This window comes from Bacillus cereus group sp. MYBK222-1 (genome assembly GCF_051916425.1).
GTDB lineage: Bacteria > Bacillota > Bacilli > Bacillales > Bacillaceae_G > Bacillus_A > Bacillus_A paranthracis.
Genome location: NZ_JBQAGP010000002.1, coordinates 397,268 through 416,969, shown reverse-complemented (window position 1 = coordinate 416,969; position 19,702 = coordinate 397,268). Strand labels below are relative to the sequence as shown.

Below are 19,702 nucleotides of genomic sequence, written 5' to 3'. Positions count from 1 at the left end.
ATCTTACAAATTGATCTCGAATTACATAATCGGATGTTAGCTAAACTATATTTTCGACATAATTCATACCAATCCTCTATGAATTTAAAATTTCTTGGGAAATTTTTTCTGATTATGTCGAATAGGTATTTTTTACATATTGTAGGTGGACATTGAGGAATGCTATGAGGGAAATGGAGGGGTGTTATGAAACGGTTCATAGTAAGCGTTGGTACAATGTTAGTCGTATTTTTATGTTCAACCATTAATAGTAGCGCAGAAAATAATGAATTTAAAATTGCTTTTATTCGTCATCATGACCTCTGGATTAAAGTTGATGGAAAAGAAAAACAACTTACAAAAGGAGAGTATATAACAGGGCCAAAGTGGTCTCATGATGGAGAGTGGCTGGCATATGTAAAAGGAAAGAAACAAAGTAATCTTGAGTTATATCGGCTAAAAGATGGAAAGAAAGTTACGCCGTTTCACTCAGAAGTATCAAATTATCAATGGTCACCAACAGAAAATATAATTGCATTTATATTTACAGGTACATTACATACCTTCGAGGTAGAAAAAAAGAATGCAGATTTTGAAAATGTATCGGCTGGTGTAGGTGATTATGCATGGTACCCGAATGGAAAGAAGTTTCTTGTATCTTCTGAAGCACACTTACTTCCAACTGGATGGACAGGAGCTCAGCTATATGAAGTACAAAAAGATGCACATATGAATCCTCACAAAATGAAGCATTTGTATGCATTGCCAAATGAACATGATGATTTCCTAGCGTTAGTTGCAAGTGGCTTTCAGTGGTCGCCAGATCAAAAGTGGATTTCATTTTTAGCAGTACCGACAGCTTCATGGTCAGCTGATAGCAATACGCTTTGCTTAGTTCGTGCAGATGGTAGTCGTTTTGAAAAGGTAGATCAAATGTTATTAAACACACAATGGTTCAAATGGGCGCCAGCCAACAATATATTGGCCTATATTGAAGGAAGCGGGAGAGTTGCATTAGAGAATAAACATTTGAAAGTAAAAGAATTGCCAGCACTTCAGCAGAACACATTTACACCGAAAGGATATGTCGATTGGGATTTTACATGGAAGAACGATAACGTAATTATCGTCTCTCGAGCAAAAGAGGGAGGATTTGAAACATTGCCAGAAAAAAGGCCACTACCATCTTTATATGAGGTTGATAGTACAAGCAATGTACAGCATCGAATCACAAAGCCACCTCATAAGCAGGGTGATTATCATCCAATCTTTATGAAGAAGAGCAATCAATTAATATGGATACGTTCAGACCGTAAGAAAGCAGATGTATGGCTTGCTGATAGAGATGGAAAGCATGAAATGAAGTGGATTGAAAATATAGATGTACCAGAGTGGTATTATGAGAAATGGAATTGGGGAAATGTTATATCGGTGAAATAACAATAAAAAATCTGCCTAAAAGATAATTTTAAGCAGATTTTTTATTATTATTTATGTGTTTTATTTGGCTTTTTTTTCGCTGGGTTTCCGTTCCCTTGACGTTTTCTATTTTGTTCATCTTTTGCTTGTTTTTCATGCAGTGTATCTAAAAAGTCATTCGAGTTACTCATTTTTCTATCGCTCCTTTCCTTTCATCTTGTCCTAATTACTATAACCATTTAGGAGGATAATCATGAGATAAAAAGTTAAGCGCTTAATTTTCTTCGATAGTATACGTAAAATATGCCATACGTAATAAATAGCATAAATAAAATTTGTAACTCTACATTTTCTTTTAAAATAGTTGCGACAGAAGTTGGTAAGTATGGTGATGTATTACTCGTTTCTATACCTAACCATTTGTTTAAGAGATTAATGGTACAAAACATAAAAACACCGGACCAGCTTGCAATGATTGCCTTTTGCTTAATTTTTGTTTCGCGTTCATCATCTGTAATCCAAGGGTTAGCAGTTTTATCACTGCTAAAAAATCCGTTTATATACCCCCATATAATCATGCCAATTAAGATAGTTAGCCATTTCATATGCATGTTTCTCCTCTCTCTTGTAAAAAGTATTTTACACATATAATTGTAATGTTTTCCAATTTGTTGTGTCAAATATTTTTTACATATCGATGTTTCATATAGCAGGAATAAAGGATGGAATAGGGAAGAAATATGTAAGAGGATTTTATAGTGAGAGGAGGATGGGGATGAAACTCATCTTTGTTCGGCACGGTGAAGGAGAACATACAAAAGATTCGCCATCAAGTTTACAAGTGCCTCATCCACCGTTAACGGATGAGGGAAGGAATCAGGCTAAATTACTTCAATGCAATGTACCCTTGCAAGAAACGGATATATTAATTGCTAGTCCTACAATTAGAACTTTACAAACGGCAACAATATGGAGTGCGAAAGTAGCTTGTCAAAAAATTGTCCACCCATATGTATCCCCACGTATTTTTCCTTATCGAGAAGGAGCGACAACATTACCATGTGATCACATAGTAGATCAGGGGGTAATAACAAATTTATTTCCACATTTTTTGATAGAGAAAAGTACAAATAAACAGCTATGGACGGAAGGTATAAATACTATTCCAGAGAATCGTTTTCAGCAAATCGTAGATGAATTTCTTCTTTGGTGTTGTCAGCTAGGCGCTGAAAGAATTTGCATTGTATCTCACGACGGGACAATTACTGCGTATCGGCAATATTTACAAAAAGTCGTTTTAACTAGAGCTGATTTTTTGCAAGAAACGGGTATATATGAAATGGATGTATCCCTTAAAATTTTGATTGAGGAGATCTAATTATAGGATGGTGGGTGTATGTGGAATGTTGCACTAGTAGTTGGCTTTAATTCTGATTTAGAGGCACAATCAATCCGAGCATCACTTGAATACTTTGGGGCGAAAGTTATAACGTACTGGATTGGTAGACCGAAAGAATTCATCGACATTCTTTCTGGAAAGGGTTTATATAACGATATTAATTATGTCGTTTTTTGCTTTCATGGTGAGGAAGGAAAGTTTGTCATGGAAGAGTTAGGTGAAGATATATATGAACAAGATGAACCGAGAGGATACTTTGGTGCAGAAGAAATTTATAAATATGCAAAATTGCATAATACAAATATTGTAAATAGTGGGTGTACGTTAGGGGAACAAAAACTAGCAGAATCTTTCTTACGTAGTGGTGCGAAATCGTATATTGGATCGATAGATTATGTAGATGGAAATGCAGCACTTATGTTTACAATACGCTTATTTTACGGGCTTATTAACCATGAAAAAACGTTAGGAGAGGTTTTTGAAGAAGCACGGTTAATTGATAAAGAGACACATACATTTCGATTATATAAGTAGTGTGAAACACGTTTATTCTATATTCGAATAAACGTGTTTCACATTTAACTCACATTTTTTTTACATTTTCTTCAATGAAAACCATTATCACTTATGGTATGATATGTTCAAGTTTTTACAGGTAATAAAAGTTACTATATAAACGTTAGTTTTTAATGTTTCATACACATGTCATGAATTATTCATAATTAACATTTTAAAAATAAGTAACTAATGTTATTTTATAACTTGTAACTAACTTAATTACAAATTTAGGAGGAATATATGGTTATTCAATTTTTAAGAGAAAACAAAGCAGTTTCTTTTGTGTTAGCGGTAATTCGAGTGTATCTTGGTTACACATGGTTAATGGCTGGAATTGGTAAACTACAAGGAAAAGGATTCGATGCAACGGGTTATTTACAAGGTGCAATTGAAAAATCTAAAGGAGCACAACCGGCTGTTCAATCTTGGTGGGCATCATTTTTACAAGATTTCGCAATTCCAAACGTTGATCTATTTAATACACTTGTAACGTGGGGAGAAATTTTAGTCGGAATTGGTTTAATTGTAGGCTGTTTAACAAAAACAGCGGTCTTTTTCGGTCTTGTAATGAACTTTTCCTATATGTTTAGTGGGTCAATTGGTGTGAATCCTGAAATGGTTATTCTATCAATGTTCGTTCTAGTTTCTGGTATGAATGCTGGTAAATTTGGAATAGATGGTTTCGTTATTCCGAAAGTATTAGGTTCAAAAACTCAAAAACGCCAAAAGCAAGCTGCTTAATATATGAAAACGGGTATCTCAAAATGAGATACCCGTTTATTTTTCAGTTATTATAGGGTTTTTGCCAAAGAAATCTTTCACATACCCTACAAACTCCTGTGGTTCCTGACGAAATGGTGCGTGATAGCCTTTCTCGATAATATGGAAAGTGCTATTTTTTAAGAATTGATGATACGTTTCTCCTTCTTTCCACGAAACGCTACTATCATTTCTTCCCCATATAATTAAGGTCGGTTGTTTTATTTCATTTGCGTTGATTTGAAGACGTCTAGGCCATAATTTCATTTTATTGTAATGCTCTTCATCATTACGTTTAAATTTCACTTTGCTCTCATCATAATCTGCAATGGCAGAAACGGTATTTAAATCAGTCGACAACTGTGGTCTTGGTGATCCTTGTTTATTAACGAGTGTATGAGGACCGCCCGTAGCATCAGTTAAAATAAGGTGGGTAACGGATTCTGGATATAAATATGTTAAATTAAGAGAAATTTCTCCGCCCATTGAGTGGCCCAATATTGCAAACGAATCGTAACCTAGTTTTTTCATTAATTTATAATACAAATTTGCATGAGTTGGGAAAGAATAATAAAAATCCATCGGCTTAGATGAGCGCCCGAATCCTAAAGCATCTACAGAAATAATTGTATGATCTTTTGCTAAGTCTGAGTAAATCTTTTGAAAACCATCTGACGATCCTCCAAATCCATGGATCATAAGTAAAGGTGGTTTTTCATTGCCAATCTTTTTGAAGTAAATGGTTTGACCATCTATTTCTACCATTTTTTCCTCGGTAGCTAGTTTTGCTGTAAGTGTATTTTTAACTTGTTTTACTTGTTCTACTGGCTTTTCTGCTGCACTACATCCTACTAATAGTGTAAGAGTAAGACAACCTACCATAAAATAGCTAAATCGCTTCAATTAGGTGTCCCCTTTCTAACATAACGCTGTATCTATCATAGCAAATAGCATATTACGATTTCCAGGAAGTTGGCTACCATTTTTGATCATAAGAGGTGAAAGGAGCGTTTCTTGGAAATGTTCTGTTTGAAGAAATTTGCGAAATGAAAATTGTGAATGTGGGACATCAATTCTTACTGTGCCATTCCAACATTCACATATGTTTTGTAGTAATTGAATAGCATCTTCTTCTCGTTTGGCGATAAGTGGATTGATACATAATACATTCCCCTTTTGTATGCATAAGGAAAAAGCTTCTATACAGTTATGTCTCTCAATTTTAAAAGAGTGGCTCGTTCTTGGGAATAGTAATGAATAAAGTAAATAACGATCGGCACCAGTTGTACTTTGATCGAGAGAAATAAGCGATATAAGATCTTTTTCTTTTACTTGTTTTGGATGAGTGATATGTGTCTTAGTAGTTTGTTTTTCAAAACGATGAATCGTCGTTACTGTTTGAAATCCGCATGATGTATACAGAGGCTCGCCAGCTTTTGTTGCAATAAGTGCAATTGGTTGTTTTGGGTGAGTGTGTTCTAAGCAGTGATTAAGCAAAATACGCCCGATACCTCGTCTTTGAAAATGAGGATGGACGATTAACATGCCAATAGTAGAAAACCTATCTTTAAAAGGAAATACGCCTCCAGCTGCAATCAGTTTATTTTCATGCATATAACCGACAAGTGTACCGAGAGAAAGGTACATTTCGAATTGTTTTTTCATAAATGCTTTATTTTGTAACCATCCAATAGATTTGCAAAGGTCGAGTAAATCAAAAATAAAAGTTTCATCTAGCTTTATTATTTTCATACATGTTCACCACATTTCTATTAATTTTCATAAAAGTAGATGGAAAATGTTAAATAAGAGATTTACGTTAAATGAAATCCAACTTGTTTATATTTTGATTGTAAAGGTGAAAATGGTTGATATGAAAAGACAAACTTATACAAATTATAACTGATATTTACATAAGTTAACAAAAAATTTACATATAACTAATTTTCTCTTAATAGTCTTCTATTAGATTTGATAGTGGGAAATGAATAACGTAATTAGGGGGACAAGACAGTGAAAAAGTTTGTGAAAAAAGCATGGCCATTTGCAGTTGTGGCATCATTAGCAGTTACTTCGGTAGCAACATGGAATTTTACACGTTCTAGTGAAGTGAGTGCAGATGAGAACGGAAGCAATGCAAAGATTAAAAATGTCATTGTATTAATTGGGGATGGTATGGGCCCTTCATATATGACAGCTCACCGTTATATGAAAGATAATCCAAAAACTTTTGAGATGGAATCTACAGAGTTTGATAAACATCTTGTAGGAACACAAAAGACATATCCAGAAGATGAACATGAAAATATCACAGACTCTGCATCTGCAGCAACAGCTATGTCAGCAGGAATTAAAACATATAATGCGGCAATTGCAGTTGATAATGATAAAGCAGAAGTGAAAACTGTTCTTGAACAAGCGAAAGAAAAGGGGAAATCAACAGGACTAGTTGCTACTTCTGAAATTACACATGCAACACCAGCTGCTTTCGGTGCGCATGACATTAGTCGTAAAAATATGGACGCAATTGCAAATGATTATTTTGATGAGAAAATTAAAGGGAAGCATAAAGTAGATGTTATGCTTGGCGGCGGCGTAAAAAACTTTGTTAGAAAAGATCGCAATCTTACAGAAGAATTTAAGAAATCTGGTTATAGTTACGTAACAGATAGAGATCAATTGTTAAATGATAAAAATGATCAAATTCTTGGTTTATTTGCACCAGGCGGTTTAGATAAAATGATTGACCGCAATGAGAAGACACCTTCATTAGAAGAAATGACAAATGCAGCAATTGAGCGTTTGAACAAAAATAAAAAAGGTTTCTTTTTAATGGTTGAAGGAAGTCAAATTGACTGGGCAGGACACGATAATGATATCGTTGGTGCAATGAGTGAAATGGAAGACTTTGAAAAAGCATTTAAAGCTGCGATTGAGTTTGCGAAAAAAGATAAAAATACGTTAGTTATTGCAACGGCAGACCACGCTACTGGTGGATTATCTTTAGGTGCAAATGGTGAGTATAACTTTAAAGTAGATCCAATTAAAGCTGCAAAACGCACACCAGACTTTATGGCAAATGAGATTGCAAACGGTGCAAATGTAGAAGAAACATTGAAAAAATATATTGATTTACAATTAACACCTGAAGAAATTAAAGCGGTAAATGATATTGCTCCTTCAAAAGATGTAACAAAGATTGATAATGCGATTGAAGATATTTTCAATAAGCGTTCGGTTACAGGATGGACAACAGGTGGACATACAGGAGAAGATGTAAACGTATATGCATTTGGCCCTGGTAAATACTTGTTCTCTGGCGTTCAAGAGAATACAAATATCGCGAAACGTGTCTTTGATATTGTTGGCGGTGGCGACCCGAATAAAGGAAGACGCTAATTATAAACGAAAGTGAGGCGAAATGCCTCACTTTTCTTTTTAGGAGATGGGAAGATGAGAGCTTTTTTCAGGGGGATAGGACTCTTTCTAATAGGTGTATTATTGCTAGTTGGATGTCAATCTAAAGAGAATCAGATAGAACAAAAAGCTACTACAAAAGCTGAAGGAAAGGTACAAATAACGAAAGAAGAAGAGAAATCGATTCAAGATGTTATGGATAAATTTGTAAGGACAACCAATGAAAAAAATCTTGCTGAACATATAGAATTATTTTCAAAGAAGATGCCTAGTGCCGAAGACTTAAAAACGCAAAAAGAAGCAGCTTTTCAAAAGGGAAATAAGAAAATTGAATTGGAACATATAGACATAAAAGCTAGTAAAGCAGGGTATGTTGTTGTTGAAACAAAAGAAAAGGAAATAGATGGAGAAATCACTCTTCAGAAAAAAGTACAGTATGCACTTGGAAAAGAAGAGGATGGCTGGAAAATTGAAGAGGTTCGCACGATAGAGAAGAAATAAAGTGAAATTTTCCGTAAATAGCGCAAAAAGGTTCTCATTGGCGAGAACCTTTTTTTATAGTGGCAACATAATTTAATCTGAGCATGCTTCGATATCATCAATATCTTGGCGAATGGTTGCCATTTTATTATCAAGATCCTCAGCTTTCATTGCGGCATCATGTAGTTCATCTTTTAAATAATCAGGTATTTTCCCTTCATATTTATAATAAAGTTTATGTTCTAAACTTGCCCAAAAGTCCATTGCGAGCGTACGTAACTGAATTTCTGCAAAGACTTCTTTTGTACCAGAATTCAGTGATAAAGGATATTTAATAATCATGTGTAAACTTTTATATCCATTTTGTTTTGGATTAGCGATATAATCTTTTACCTCTATGATTTCCATATCTTCACGCTTTTGAATGACTTCTTTCAAATGATAGATATCTTCTACGAAGCAACATGTAATACGAATGCCAATGATGTCTTGTAAATGCGTTTGCGCATTTTCAACTGTCGGTAATAAATTTTTACGCTCAAGTTTTTTAATAATACTTTCAGGTTGTTTTAATCTTGTTTTTATATGTTCAAACGGGTTGTAATCCTCTAAAAATTGGGCTTCCCGGTTCATAATTTCAAATTTAGTTTTTAACTCTTCTAAAGCAAATGTATATGGTAGTACAAAAGCTTTCCAGTAGTTAACTGTTGATTGATTATATTCCATTTATATACACACCTTTTCCTATTTACAAGTGAGGTTGTTATTATACTAAACACCAAATCATGTAGGCGCAAGCAGCAAATGATGAGATCATAAAACGATATTTAGTTTTCATACTTTCAACTCCTTTCAAATAAAATTTTATATAAATAAACGTGATTGTTAATAAGTTCACTATGTACAGTTTCTATAGTAATAGATTCGTGTGAATTTCGTATGAACTAATTGTTTCAGCTTTTTGTCTTTTTTTGCAAATCATCATTATTCTCGATAATTTAAAGTGTTTTTATTTGATTTATTCATTTGTATAAATTAATGTGTATTTGAATTTATAGTTATTAAGGAGGCTATACGGTGAACTTTGAAGAATTAGCAATTGCTAGACGTTCTGCAATGAAATTTGTACAAGGAATAGAAATCCCAGATGAGGACTTTAAAAAAATATTTGAGCTCACAAAGCTTTCTCCATCTTGTTACAATTTGCAACATACACATTATGTTGTAATTCGTGATCAAGAGCGCAAAGAAAGATTAAAAGAGTTAGCCTTCGGACAATATAAAGTATCGAGTGCATCTGCGGTAATACTTGTTTGTGGTGACAAGAGAGCATACCAAAATGTCGAAAATATTTATTTCGGTATGAAGGTTTTAAAGATGATTGATGAATGTGAGTATGAAGATACAATTAAGCAAACGAAAGGGTTATATGAAGGAAAAGGAGAACGCTTCATGGAAGAGGAAGCGATTAGAAATGCTTCGCTAAGTGCGATGACTTTTATGTACGCAGCTAAGTATTATGGATATGATACGTGTCCAATGATCGGTTTTGATGAGAAAGCAGTACAAGGTGAATTGAATATGCCAGAGCATGTAGTACCTGTTTTAATGATTACGATAGGAAAAAGTGATACTACTAAAATTCGCCCACGAGGATATAGAAAACCAATTAGTGAGTTTGTTACATATGAGACATTTTAATACAAGGTATAGATTACTTAAATAAAAGGGTTCTATTTAGATCCCTTTTATTTTGCAATTGACAAATAGAATGAAGTTATATAATATATAAATCGCAATCATTACGATTTAGTTTGCGATCTTTAAAAGAAAGGAGAATTACATATGCGTGTAAATATTACACTAGCTTGTACGGAGTGCGGTGATCGTAATTATATTTCTAAAAAGAATAAACGAAACAATCCAGAGCGTATCGAACTAAAAAAATATTGTCCACGATTAAAACGGGTAACGTTACATCGTGAAACGAAGTAGAAGACTAGAGATATCTCTAGTCTTTTTTGTTTATTATCCTTTGGTTTTGTTTGTTATAATTACCTTAAATTGTAACAAGGGGGCGGTATGATGAATCAAAAAGATATAGAAAGAAAAGAGCAAGTGGCTCATATGATCAACATTCCAGATGATTATAGACTTGTTGTAGACGATCAAGAAGGCGTAGATGACCCGTATCATCTATTATGGTGGGAGCATAAAGAGGATGAAGAGAGAACGATACAAATTACGCTGAATAGACATACTGGTAATTTAATTGAATTTAGTATAGATGATGAAAATTCTTTTTCGGACGATAAGGAAGCTCTAGAGGAAAATCAAGCGAGAGAGATTGCAAATATATTTTTAACAAAATATACAAAAGAAGGATATGAATTTTATACATATGTAACTGTTAAGGACGACAGGCGTGGTTGGAAAGAAGTAAATTATATGCAAGAAGTGAATGGCTATCCATTGCCGAATACGGGGTGTGTTGTGCTAGTACATCCATTAGGTGATGTGATGCATTTTCATTATAATGGACAAAAAGCTATCGAGAAAAAACCGTTATGGCCAAGTGATATTGTTGAGGAGAACGTCGTCTTAGAAAATTTGAAGGCTAGACAAGATATGAGACTTGCATTTGTAGATTTAACACACTCCTCATGTGAGTATGAAAATGGAGAAGAAGTAAAAGGGTACCATCTTGTATATGAACCAGATCCTAGCCATGCGTTTATTAAAGCAAGTACAGGCAAAGATTTGTTTGGGCCAGATCACTATAGAATAGCTTCTACAGTACCGGTTGTTAAAGCGATAAAAAACAGTGAAAGAAAAGATGTGCTCGATTTATTAGATTGGGATAAAGAAAAATTTATAAAAGTAGATGAAAAAGAGGATAGGTATGAAATTCAGATGAGATTTGTACTGGAGAAAGAATTACAAAAAGAAAGAAAAGAGAAAGATGCATATTCAATGGAGGAATTCTATAAAAAGTATTCCCCGATATTGAAACATGATAACTTCGTTGTAATTACTTTAGATAAAGAAACAAATCAATTACTTTCCTGTTTAATGTGGAAGGATGAGCGAGAAAGGAAAACGCTCTTATCTAGAGACCAATGTTTAGACAAAGCACTTCAATTTTTGGAGCATATTATTCCGGATGCAACCAATTATGTTCAACTTTGGGATAATTATGAAAAGGAAGATGGAATTGAGAGATTTTCCTTTTCAATATATGTAAATGACATTCAAGTAGAGGGAAAATATATTATGATTAATATTAATACAGAGAATGGTGCTGTGATGCACTACTCTGGAGAGTCTAGCAATTTTATAAAAGAATTGCTCACATACGAAACAACACCAAAAGTAACAAAGGAAAAAGCGTTAGAAATATACAGAGGGGCCATGCGAGTTCATTTAGAATGGTTTTTAGAAAATGAGGTAGAGGAAACAATTTACGAACTATTGTATAAACAAACAACGTATGAAAATCATAAAGAATCCTTCGACTGTAGTCGAGAAATTCGTTATATTGATGCGCATACTGGGGAGAAAATTTGGAGTAAATAAACTTTTAAATAGGGAAAAAGGTCTTCGAGAGAAGACCTTTTTTAGAAAGAACGATTATTCTTCGTATGTATCAATTTTATATAACCACTTCTGTACACTAGCAGGCGGTCCTTCTGTTCTCCACTTTATTGTACACATTCCACAAGAACAGTGAACTTTTCCTTTTGCAAAAATACCGGCAATTTCAGGAGTATATCCCCATGTGTGTTTTGCAATATTCATTTTTCGACGCATTGTACGTTGACGTTGGTGTCTTGTATAAGCACGTGTTCTTTCAAATTTCATATTTGTAATCCCTCCTTGTAGTACAAGTAGCTTGCAAGAGCGTACAAGGAGTTCATCTCTTACAAGCTACTCAGGTACAAGAGGGAAATGAAATATTTCATATTCCACTCTCCAATCTTTTGTTTAAGTATACGTAGTGAAGCTTTATGAGACAATTATTATGCTTAAAAACATACGGGAATGATATCGTACAGACACAAACAACCTCATGCCCACATACACTTAGTAAAGACCACTATTTTGGCGGAGGTGAAAGGTTTGAGTCTATTCGCCGCAATTGGATATATGGTTCGAGAAGTGTTTGTTTTTGTTTCTTATGTGAAGAACAATGCGTTTCCGCAGCCATTATCATCAGACGATGAGAGAAAGTACTTAGAGTTAATGGAGCAAGGTGATGCTCAAGCGAGGAATCTGTTAATTGAACATAATTTACGGCTTGTAGCTCATATCGTTAAAAAATTTGAAAATACAGGGGAAGATGCAGAAGATTTAATTTCAATTGGTACAATCGGGCTCATTAAAGCAATCGAGAGCTATTCGGCAGGAAAAGGTACAAAACTTGCGACGTACGCAGCACGCTGTATTGAAAATGAAATTTTGATGCATTTACGTGTATTAAAGAAAACGAAAAAGGACGTTTCACTTCATGATCCAATCGGGCAAGATAAAGAGGGGAATGAAATATCGCTTATTGATATATTAAAATCAGAGTCTGAAGATGTAATTGATATGATCCAGCTTAGTATGGAGTTAGAAAAGATTAAAGAGTATATCGATATTTTAGACGAACGAGAGAAAGAAGTAATCGTGAAGCGTTTTGGACTGGGGCTTGATAAGGAGAAGACGCAACGAGAGATTGCGAAGGCACTTGGTATTTCCAGAAGCTACGTATCAAGAATTGAAAAGCGCGCTTTAATGAAAATGTTCCATGAATTTGTAAGAGCAGAGAAAGAGAAAAAAGCAAAAGAATAATGTACATTACAAGCAGCCGTATTTTAAAATGGGCTGCTTTTCTTTTTGGAAATAAGGAAAGAAAAAGAGTTGTGTTCAGAAGAAATCCATGTTCACTGTTGAAAATGACGGATTCTATCTGTAATATTAGAAGGTGCTAAACAATTTAAGAATGATACCGTACTTAGTTTTCTGCATGTATAATATGGCGGTTCTATATGATATGTGGGAATAAGAACTAATTTTACATATGATATAGAAGGAAAAGAAGGGGAAGCTAAAGTTATAGACTGATTAGGAGGTTCCGCAATTTGCGACGTACATTATATCGACTTATGATCGAACTTACAAATGGTCGTTTTACTTCTTATATATTACGTAAATTTGCACAATCTCGTTTGAGCTCTATCATTATTCCATCGTATGCGAAAGTATTTCAAATTAATCAAGATGAGATGGAAAAGGGTTTGAAGGAATATAGAACATTGCATGAATTATTTACACGTAAGCTAAAAGAAGGAAAGCGTAGTATTGATACAGATGCATCGAGTATCGTTAGTCCTGTTGATGGTGTTTTTGCTGATCACGGTCCTATTGAGGACACAAAAACATTTGATATTAAAGGCAAGCGTTATTCGATTGTGGATATGCTAGGTAATGAAGAACGTGCACAGCGATATGCAGGTGGTACATATATGGTTATTTATTTAAGCCCAAGTCATTATCATCGTATTCATAGTCCGCTTTCTGGTTCTGTGATTGAAAGATTTGTACTCGGTAGAAAATCATATCCGGTAAATGCAGCTGGTATGGAATACGGGAAAGAACCATTGTCAAAAAACTATCGCTCCGTTACAGAAGTGAATAGTGACGGTGAACATATGGCGCTTGTAAAAGTAGGAGCTATGTTCGTAAATAGTATTGAGCTGCTGCATGAAAGAGACACTGTTCAAAAAGGTGAAGAAATGGCATACTTTACATTCGGTTCAACAGTTGTGTTATTGTTTGAAAAAGATATGATAGAAGTAGTGCAAGAATTGAAGAGTGGACAAGAGCTTCGCCTTGGTGAAAAGATTGCTACTCGATTGGCTCATAAGTAAAAAAGATTTTATAACTGTAAGTAAGATTTATGGACAAAGATGCGTAATGATGAAATTCCCTAGATGGGAGTACTTGTTTATTCGAGAGCCATCGCAGGATGGCTCTTTTTACAAGTTAGTTACTTAAAATTTCACTTTATATGTAATCAAGACGATTTGACGAGCTTGTCCTCTAATGAGCGTCTAATAATTTCTTGTTTTATAAGTAAAATGAAGTCGGGATTTAATTTTAGTTCTTTTGCTTTATAATAAGACTCAGTGAGTAACTCAGTAGATAACTGTTCCATATGTTTTGTTTTCAAGGTGAGTCACCTCCTAATAATATAAGGATTGATTCGTTGTTGCATTTAATGTACCAAAAAAATATGACAGTCACAAACGGGTGGTTATCCACATACCTAGGTGGATAAAATGTGTATAGATTGTTAGTAAATTCCAAATTAACCGAAAAATTAATGTGGAAAATGTGTACAATTTTATCCACAGGCCATATATCGAAATATGTTGTCGAAAAATTTTTATGAAAACTCCTCAAAGAGGTGAAAGAAATTGAAACTATTTTTACCAAATGAATATGTGAAAAATGTATATCATGTTCAACCAGAAGATTTGAAGAAACGTGGAATTAAAGGTGTTATTACTGATTTAGATAACACTTTAATTGAATGGGATCGTCCAAATGCAACGCCACAACTTGAAGAATGGTTTTTGAAAATGAAAGAGCAAGGCATTCAAGTAACGGTCGTTTCAAATAATAATGAGCAACGAGTGAAAGATTTTGCTGATCCATTAGGCATTCCATTTATTCATAGTGCGCGTAAGCCATTTGTTCGTGCGTTTAAGCGTGCGATACGAGAGATGCAGTTGCAACCAGATGAAGTTGTAGTAATTGGGGATCAGTTACTGACAGATGTGCTAGGTGGAAACCGAGTTGGACTGCATACAATTTTAGTTGTACCAGTAGCACAAACAGACGGATTAGTAACGCGCTTTAATCGAAAAATTGAACGAAGAATTATGAGAAACATGAAGAAAAAAGGTTTAATTAACTGGGAGGAATAAAGTTTGACTGAAACAATTAAATGTATTGGTTGCGGTGTAGAAATTCAAACAGAAGATAAAAATGAAGTGGGATATGCTCCTGCCTCATCTTTAGAAAAAGAACAAGTCATTTGTCAACGCTGTTTTCGATTGAAACATTATAACGAAATTCAAGATGTCTCATTAACAGATGATGATTTCCTACGTATTCTAAACGGTATTGGAAAATCGGATGCGTTAGTAGTTAAAATTGTAGATATTTTCGACTTTAATGGTAGCTGGTTACCTGGCTTACATCGTTTCGTGGGAAATAATAAAGTATTACTTGTTGGGAATAAAGCGGATTTAATTCCTAAGTCAGTAAAACATGATAAAGTAAAGCATTGGATGCGCTATAGTGCAAAGCAGCTAGGATTAAAGCCAGAAGATGTCTTTTTAATTAGTGCAGCGAAAGGACAAGGGATTGCTGAGCTGGCAGATGCGATTGAGTATTACCGCGGCGGAAAAGATGTTTACGTTGTTGGATGTACAAATGTAGGGAAATCAACATTCATTAATCGTATGATTAAAGAATTTAGTGATGAGACTGAAAATGTAATTACAACATCTCATTTCCCAGGAACAACGCTTGATTTAATTGATATCCCGTTAGACGAAGAATCTTCTTTATATGATACGCCAGGTATTATTAACCACCATCAAATGGCTCATTATGTTGGAAAACAAAGCTTAAAGCTTATTACACCAACAAAAGAAATTAAGCCAATGGTATTCCAATTAAATGAAGAACAAACATTGTTCTTTAGCGGATTGGCACGTTTTGATTACGTAAGTGGCGGTCGTCGCGCATTTACTTGTCACTTCTCAAATCGTTTAACAATCCATCGTACAAAGCTTGAGAAAGCAGATGAATTGTATAAAAATCATGCAGGGGATTTACTAAGCCCGCCAACACCAGAAGAATTAGAAAATATGCCAGAGTTAGTGAAATACGAGTTTAATATTCGTGAACCAAAAACGGATGTTGTATTCTCTGGATTAGGATGGGTTACTGTGAACGAACCGGGAGCAAAAATTGTTGCACACGTACCAAAAGGAGTAAGTGTTTCATTGCGTAAATCTTTAATTTAATATGGAGAGGGATTTATGAAACAATTATATGGTGTAATCGGAAATCCAATTGGACATTCATTATCACCCGTTATGCATAACGATGCATTTGAACACTTGAATATGGATGCCTATTATCATGCCTTTCTTGTTAAAGAGGAAGTGCTAGGGGAAGCAGTAAGAGGTTTAAAAGCGTTAGGTATTTCAGGATTTAATGTAACAACTCCGCACAAAGTTGCGATTATGGATTATTTGGATGAGATTGACCCGCTAGCAAAACAAATTGGTGCAGTAAATACGGTGGTTCATAAGGATGGGAAATTGATTGGCTACAATACAGATGGAATTGGTTTTGTCAAAGCGCTACAGTCAATTAGTAGTGAACCACTTCAAGAGAAACGTATTTTATTGCTTGGCGCAGGTGGTGCTAGTCGAGCTATTTATTTTTCACTTGCTGATGTAGGTGTGAAAGAGATTGATGTAGCGAATCGTACAGTAGATAAGGCGAAAGAACTTATTACTGCATGTACGGCTACTGTTCATTCTGTTGCTTTATCGTTAGAGGAAGCAACAGAAGAACAAGAGAATTATGATATTATCATTCAGACGACAACGATAGGTATGCATCCACGTGTCGAACATACGCCGTTACAAATTTCTTCGTTGAAAAAGGGAACGATTGTATCAGATATAATTTATAATCCATTTGAAACGAAAATTTTATGTGAGGCGAAAGAGCAAGGTGCAATCATTCAAAATGGTATTGATATGTTTGTTTATCAAGGAGCGCTTGCATTTGAAATGTGGACAGGTTGCGTACCGAATATTGAACGAATGAAACAATTAGTTATAAGAAAGCTTGGAGGCTAACATATATGTTAACAGGAAAACAAAAAAGATTTTTACGTGCACAAGCACATCATTTAACACCAATTTTTCAAGTAGGAAAAGGCGGAGTAAATGAAAATATGATTAAACAAATTGCAGATACTTTAGAAGCTCGTGAGTTATTTAAAGTAAGTGTGCTACAAAACTGTGAATTCGATCGCCGTGAAGTTGCAGAAGAACTTGCAAAAGGTGCACGTGCGGAAATCGTTCAAGTAATTGGAAGTACAATTGTTTTATACAAAGAATCAAGAGAAAACAAGCAAATTAAACTTCCTCGATAAAAATAGCATATGTTATTTTTATCACTAGTAATGGTGTAGAGATCGAAACCAATTGAACTTTTATTAACAGTAAACTCTCTTCGGATGGAAATGAAGAGAGTTGCTGTATGTAAAAGGAAGGGGCGTTTCTTTTGAGAAAAATTGGCATCATTGGTGGTACATTTGATCCGCCACATTATGGACATTTGCTCATTGCAAATGAAGTATATCATGCTTTGAATTTAGAAGAAGTATGGTTCTTACCGAACCAAATTCCGCCGCATAAACAAGGGCGGAATATTACAAGTGTAGAAAGTCGCTTACAAATGTTAGAACTTGCGACTGAGGAAGAGGAACATTTTTCTATTTGTTTAGAAGAGCTAAGCAGGAAGGGCCCATCTTATACGTATGACACTATGCTACAATTAACGAAGAAGCATCCGGATGTGCAGTTTCACTTTATTATTGGTGGAGATATGGTTGAGTATTTACCGAAGTGGTATAACATTGAAGCGTTACTTGATCTTGTAACGTTTGTTGGGGTTGCAAGACCGGGTTATACATTGCATACACCTTATCCTATCACCACTGTAGAAATTCCGGAGTTTGCAGTTTCTTCATCTTTATTACGTGAGAGATATAAAGAGAAGAAAACATGCAAATATTTACTTCCTGAAAAAGTACAGGTATATATCGAGAGGAATGGGTTGTATGAATCGTGAGGAAGCACTTCATATTGTGAAACAACAAATGCATGAAAAACGTTATATACACACAATTGGTGTAATGGAGACGGCAATTGAACTTGCTAAATTATACGGTGTGGATGAAAAAAAGGCTGAAGTTGCAGCTATATTCCATGATTATGCGAAGTGTAGAGCGATTTCAGAGATGGAAGAGATCATTAAAAGTGAAGGTTTGCCGAAAGATTTACTTTGTTATAACAAAGAGTTATGGCATGCACCTGTTGGGGCATACTTAGTAGAAAAAGAAGTAGGTATTACAGATCCTGAAATCCTGCAAGCTATTACATATCATACAAGTGGTCATGAGAAAATGACGATGTTAGATAAAGTAATTTATGTAGCTGATTACATTGAGCCTGGGCGAAAGTTTCCAGGGGTGGAGGAAGCTCGTAAACTCGCATATACGGATATAGATCAAGCTTTATTATTTGCGCTAAAGAGAACAATTCAATTTTTAATGGAAAAAGATCAAACGATTTATCCATTAACATTCCAAACATACAATGCAGTTATCAAGGAGGAAATGAGTAAATGAAAGATAAAGATTTATTAGTATTAGCAGCAAAAGCAGCTGATGATAAGAGAGCAGAAGATATGGTTGTCCTAAATATGCAAGGTATTTCACCAATTGCAGATTATTTCATTATTTGTCACGGTAATTCAGATAAGCAAGTGCAAGCAATTGCACGTGAAATTAAAGCGAAAGCACACGAGTTCCAAATCGACGTACAACGTATGGAAGGTTTTGACGAAGCTCGCTGGGTATTAGTTGACCTTGGAGATGTAGTTGCTCATGTATTCCATAAAGATGAGCGTAATCACTATAATTTAGAGCGTCTATGGGGCGATGTGCCACGTGAAGATATTACAGAAGAGTTAGGCCAATGAACTACGAACAATTTGCGTTGCTGTACGATGAACTAATGAATGATGTCCCTTATGATAAATGGGTGGAATTCACAGAGGAAAGCTTGCAGCAAGCGGATATGAAAGAGGCGAAGATTCTTGATGTAGCATGCGGTACTGGTAATGTAACGCTTCCGCTTGTACAAAAGGGTTACGATGTAATCGGTGTCGATCTTTCGGAAGAAATGTTAGCAGTCGCACAGCAAAAACTAGGCGAGGCAGGATATTTTATTCCTTTTTACCAACAAGATATGCGGGAGCTTGATGTTCCAGGTGAGTTTGACTGTGTAACGATCTTTTGTGATTCATTAAACTATGTATTGCAAGAAGATGGAGTGCAAGAAACATTCCGAAGAGTGTTTCATCATTTACGTCAAGATGGTTTGTTTTTATTTGATGTACATTCTTTATATAAAATACATCATGTATTTCAAAATGAAACATACACAGTGAATGGAGAAGAAATATCTCTTATTTGGAATTGCTTCCCTGGTGAAGATCCAAACAGTGTAGAACATGATTTAACATTCTTTGTTCAAGACCCAGAAGAAGATGTGTACCATCGTTTTGACGAATGTCACGTACAACGTGCATATCCGGTTGAAGAGTTAACGAAATGGCTTGAAGAAGCTGGTTTTACAGTGCTTCGTGTAACTGGTGACTTTGAGCGACTTGAAGTTACAGAACAAACAGAGCGTATTTTCTTCATGGCGAAGAAAAACGGATAAAACAAAAGCAACCGAGAAGGTTGCTTTTGTTTTGTGAAGAAGCTGTAATTTTAGTTCTAGGATAATAAGAAAATGACATACGTGGATTGTGAAAAAGCTA

The 19,702-nt window shown here is 34.9% G+C and carries 26 protein-coding genes; 19 read left to right on the top strand and 7 right to left on the bottom strand.

Translation table 11 applies throughout. The features are described 5' to 3' along the window. The first annotated feature begins 186 nt into the window (after window positions 1-186). Window positions 187-1,419 carry an eIF2A-related protein gene (locus ACTFR9_RS14195; protein ID WP_229136242.1) on the top strand — a complete coding sequence of 411 codons (1,233 nt, stop codon included), beginning with the start codon at window positions 187-189 and terminating at the stop codon, window positions 1,417-1,419. A gap of 47 nt (window positions 1,420-1,466) precedes the next feature. Here ACTFR9_RS14195 and ACTFR9_RS14190 read toward each other — a convergent pair whose 3' ends face one another. Then, the gene (locus ACTFR9_RS14190) at window positions 1,467-1,589 is read right to left on the bottom strand and encodes a DUF4023 domain-containing protein (protein WP_000071861.1); all 123 of its coding nucleotides are present in this window, start codon (window positions 1,587-1,589) and stop codon (window positions 1,467-1,469) included. Between the two features lie 75 nt (window positions 1,590-1,664). Further along, a complete protein-coding gene (locus ACTFR9_RS14185) occupies window positions 1,665-2,003 on the bottom strand; it encodes a hypothetical protein (RefSeq protein WP_000871756.1) in 339 nt (112 codons plus the stop codon). Window positions 2,004-2,173: 170 nt separating this feature from the next. Between ACTFR9_RS14185 and ACTFR9_RS14180 the strand changes: the two genes are divergently transcribed. From ACTFR9_RS14180 to ACTFR9_RS14170, 3 genes are all read left to right on the top strand, one after another. Then, window positions 2,174-2,776, top strand: coding sequence for a histidine phosphatase family protein (locus ACTFR9_RS14180; protein WP_000766621.1), 603 nt, complete (start codon window positions 2,174-2,176; stop codon window positions 2,774-2,776). An 18-nt stretch (window positions 2,777-2,794) separates the two neighbouring features. Beyond that, on the top strand, window positions 2,795-3,331 hold the full coding sequence (locus tag ACTFR9_RS14175) for a hypothetical protein (protein WP_000267385.1): 537 nt from the start codon (window positions 2,795-2,797) through the stop codon (window positions 3,329-3,331). Between the two features lie 264 nt (window positions 3,332-3,595). Then, the gene (locus ACTFR9_RS14170) at window positions 3,596-4,096 is read left to right on the top strand and encodes a DoxX family protein (protein ID WP_000236600.1); all 501 of its coding nucleotides are present in this window, start codon (window positions 3,596-3,598) and stop codon (window positions 4,094-4,096) included. A gap of 36 nt (window positions 4,097-4,132) precedes the next feature. Here the strand turns inward: ACTFR9_RS14170 and ACTFR9_RS14165 are convergent, their stop codons facing one another. Further along, window positions 4,133-5,017 (bottom strand): alpha/beta fold hydrolase, encoded by an 885-nt coding sequence (locus tag ACTFR9_RS14165; RefSeq protein ID WP_000819828.1) that lies wholly within the window; start codon window positions 5,015-5,017, stop codon window positions 4,133-4,135. 15 nt (window positions 5,018-5,032) lie between these two features. Further along, window positions 5,033-5,866, bottom strand: coding sequence for a GNAT family N-acetyltransferase (locus ACTFR9_RS14160; RefSeq protein WP_000691518.1), 834 nt, complete (start codon window positions 5,864-5,866; stop codon window positions 5,033-5,035). Window positions 5,867-6,127: 261 nt separating this feature from the next. Between ACTFR9_RS14160 and ACTFR9_RS14155 the strand changes: the two genes are divergently transcribed. After that, the gene (locus ACTFR9_RS14155; RefSeq protein ID WP_000714927.1) at window positions 6,128-7,513 is read left to right on the top strand and encodes an alkaline phosphatase; all 1,386 of its coding nucleotides are present in this window, start codon (window positions 6,128-6,130) and stop codon (window positions 7,511-7,513) included. Window positions 7,514-7,567: 54 nt separating this feature from the next. Continuing rightward, window positions 7,568-8,032, top strand: a complete 465-nt coding sequence (locus ACTFR9_RS14150) for a hypothetical protein (protein WP_001201009.1) — start codon at window positions 7,568-7,570, stop codon at window positions 8,030-8,032. 72 nt (window positions 8,033-8,104) lie between these two features. Here ACTFR9_RS14150 and ACTFR9_RS14145 read toward each other — a convergent pair whose 3' ends face one another. Further along, window positions 8,105-8,737: a GTP pyrophosphokinase gene (locus ACTFR9_RS14145; protein WP_440048997.1), complete on the bottom strand. Its 633-nt coding sequence runs from the start codon at window positions 8,735-8,737 to the stop codon at window positions 8,105-8,107. A 351-nt stretch (window positions 8,738-9,088) separates the two neighbouring features. Here ACTFR9_RS14145 and ACTFR9_RS14140 point away from each other — a divergent pair, with 351 nt between their 5' ends. The 3 genes from ACTFR9_RS14140 to ACTFR9_RS14130 all read left to right on the top strand — a co-directional run bounded on the left by ACTFR9_RS14140 (window position 9,089) and on the right by ACTFR9_RS14130 (window position 11,587). Continuing rightward, window positions 9,089-9,712, top strand: coding sequence for a nitroreductase family protein (locus ACTFR9_RS14140; protein WP_001008505.1), 624 nt, complete (start codon window positions 9,089-9,091; stop codon window positions 9,710-9,712). 144 nt (window positions 9,713-9,856) lie between these two features. Further along, window positions 9,857-10,006 (top strand): 50S ribosomal protein L33, encoded by a 150-nt coding sequence (gene rpmG, locus ACTFR9_RS14135; protein WP_001265617.1) that lies wholly within the window; start codon window positions 9,857-9,859, stop codon window positions 10,004-10,006. Between the two features lie 87 nt (window positions 10,007-10,093). After that, window positions 10,094-11,587 (top strand): YcdB/YcdC domain-containing protein, encoded by a 1,494-nt coding sequence (locus ACTFR9_RS14130; RefSeq protein WP_229136241.1) that lies wholly within the window; start codon window positions 10,094-10,096, stop codon window positions 11,585-11,587. 54 nt (window positions 11,588-11,641) lie between these two features. On the opposite strand, the gene ACTFR9_RS14125 is transcribed toward ACTFR9_RS14130, so the two are convergent. Beyond that, complete coding sequence (locus ACTFR9_RS14125) at window positions 11,642-11,872, bottom strand: hypothetical protein (RefSeq protein WP_000667454.1); 231 nt, start codon at window positions 11,870-11,872, stop codon at window positions 11,642-11,644. A 258-nt stretch (window positions 11,873-12,130) separates the two neighbouring features. Between ACTFR9_RS14125 and sigK the strand changes: the two genes are divergently transcribed. Both sigK and ACTFR9_RS14115 read left to right on the top strand, forming a co-directional pair. Then, window positions 12,131-12,844, top strand: coding sequence for an RNA polymerase sporulation sigma factor SigK (sigK, locus tag ACTFR9_RS14120; protein WP_000051382.1), 714 nt, complete (start codon window positions 12,131-12,133; stop codon window positions 12,842-12,844). 290 nt (window positions 12,845-13,134) lie between these two features. Beyond that, window positions 13,135-13,923, top strand: coding sequence for a phosphatidylserine decarboxylase (locus tag ACTFR9_RS14115; protein ID WP_048557583.1), 789 nt, complete (start codon window positions 13,135-13,137; stop codon window positions 13,921-13,923). Window positions 13,924-14,069: 146 nt separating this feature from the next. Here the strand turns inward: ACTFR9_RS14115 and ACTFR9_RS14110 are convergent, their stop codons facing one another. Beyond that, window positions 14,070-14,225, bottom strand: coding sequence for a sporulation histidine kinase inhibitor Sda (locus ACTFR9_RS14110; protein ID WP_000850094.1), 156 nt, complete (start codon window positions 14,223-14,225; stop codon window positions 14,070-14,072). Between the two features lie 247 nt (window positions 14,226-14,472). Between ACTFR9_RS14110 and ACTFR9_RS14105 the strand changes: the two genes are divergently transcribed. The 8 genes from ACTFR9_RS14105 to ACTFR9_RS14070 all read left to right on the top strand — a co-directional run bounded on the left by ACTFR9_RS14105 (window position 14,473) and on the right by ACTFR9_RS14070 (window position 19,602). Continuing rightward, window positions 14,473-14,985 (top strand): YqeG family HAD IIIA-type phosphatase, encoded by a 513-nt coding sequence (locus ACTFR9_RS14105; protein ID WP_000765311.1) that lies wholly within the window; start codon window positions 14,473-14,475, stop codon window positions 14,983-14,985. Window positions 14,986-14,988: 3 nt separating this feature from the next. Continuing rightward, the gene (gene yqeH / locus ACTFR9_RS14100) at window positions 14,989-16,095 is read left to right on the top strand and encodes a ribosome biogenesis GTPase YqeH (RefSeq protein ID WP_000140795.1); all 1,107 of its coding nucleotides are present in this window, start codon (window positions 14,989-14,991) and stop codon (window positions 16,093-16,095) included. A gap of 15 nt (window positions 16,096-16,110) precedes the next feature. Beyond that, window positions 16,111-16,944, top strand: a complete 834-nt coding sequence (aroE, locus tag ACTFR9_RS14095) for a shikimate dehydrogenase (protein WP_000812102.1) — start codon at window positions 16,111-16,113, stop codon at window positions 16,942-16,944. Between the two features lie 5 nt (window positions 16,945-16,949). Further along, the gene (gene yhbY / locus ACTFR9_RS14090) at window positions 16,950-17,243 is read left to right on the top strand and encodes a ribosome assembly RNA-binding protein YhbY (RefSeq protein WP_000955224.1); all 294 of its coding nucleotides are present in this window, start codon (window positions 16,950-16,952) and stop codon (window positions 17,241-17,243) included. Between the two features lie 131 nt (window positions 17,244-17,374). Then, window positions 17,375-17,944, top strand: a complete 570-nt coding sequence (nadD, locus tag ACTFR9_RS14085; RefSeq protein WP_001226058.1) for a nicotinate-nucleotide adenylyltransferase — start codon at window positions 17,375-17,377, stop codon at window positions 17,942-17,944. Further along, window positions 17,934-18,503 (top strand): bis(5'-nucleosyl)-tetraphosphatase (symmetrical) YqeK, encoded by a 570-nt coding sequence (yqeK, locus tag ACTFR9_RS14080; RefSeq protein WP_001078246.1) that lies wholly within the window; start codon window positions 17,934-17,936, stop codon window positions 18,501-18,503. The genes nadD and yqeK overlap by 11 nt, the downstream gene beginning before the upstream one ends. After that, complete coding sequence (gene rsfS / locus ACTFR9_RS14075; RefSeq protein ID WP_000653200.1) at window positions 18,500-18,856, top strand: ribosome silencing factor; 357 nt, start codon at window positions 18,500-18,502, stop codon at window positions 18,854-18,856. The genes yqeK and rsfS overlap by 4 nt, the downstream gene beginning before the upstream one ends. Further along, entirely contained in the window at window positions 18,853-19,602 is a 750-nt protein-coding gene (locus ACTFR9_RS14070) for a class I SAM-dependent DNA methyltransferase (protein WP_001105567.1), read from the top strand. The genes rsfS and ACTFR9_RS14070 overlap by 4 nt, the downstream gene beginning before the upstream one ends. Window positions 19,603-19,702 lie beyond the last annotated feature (100 nt).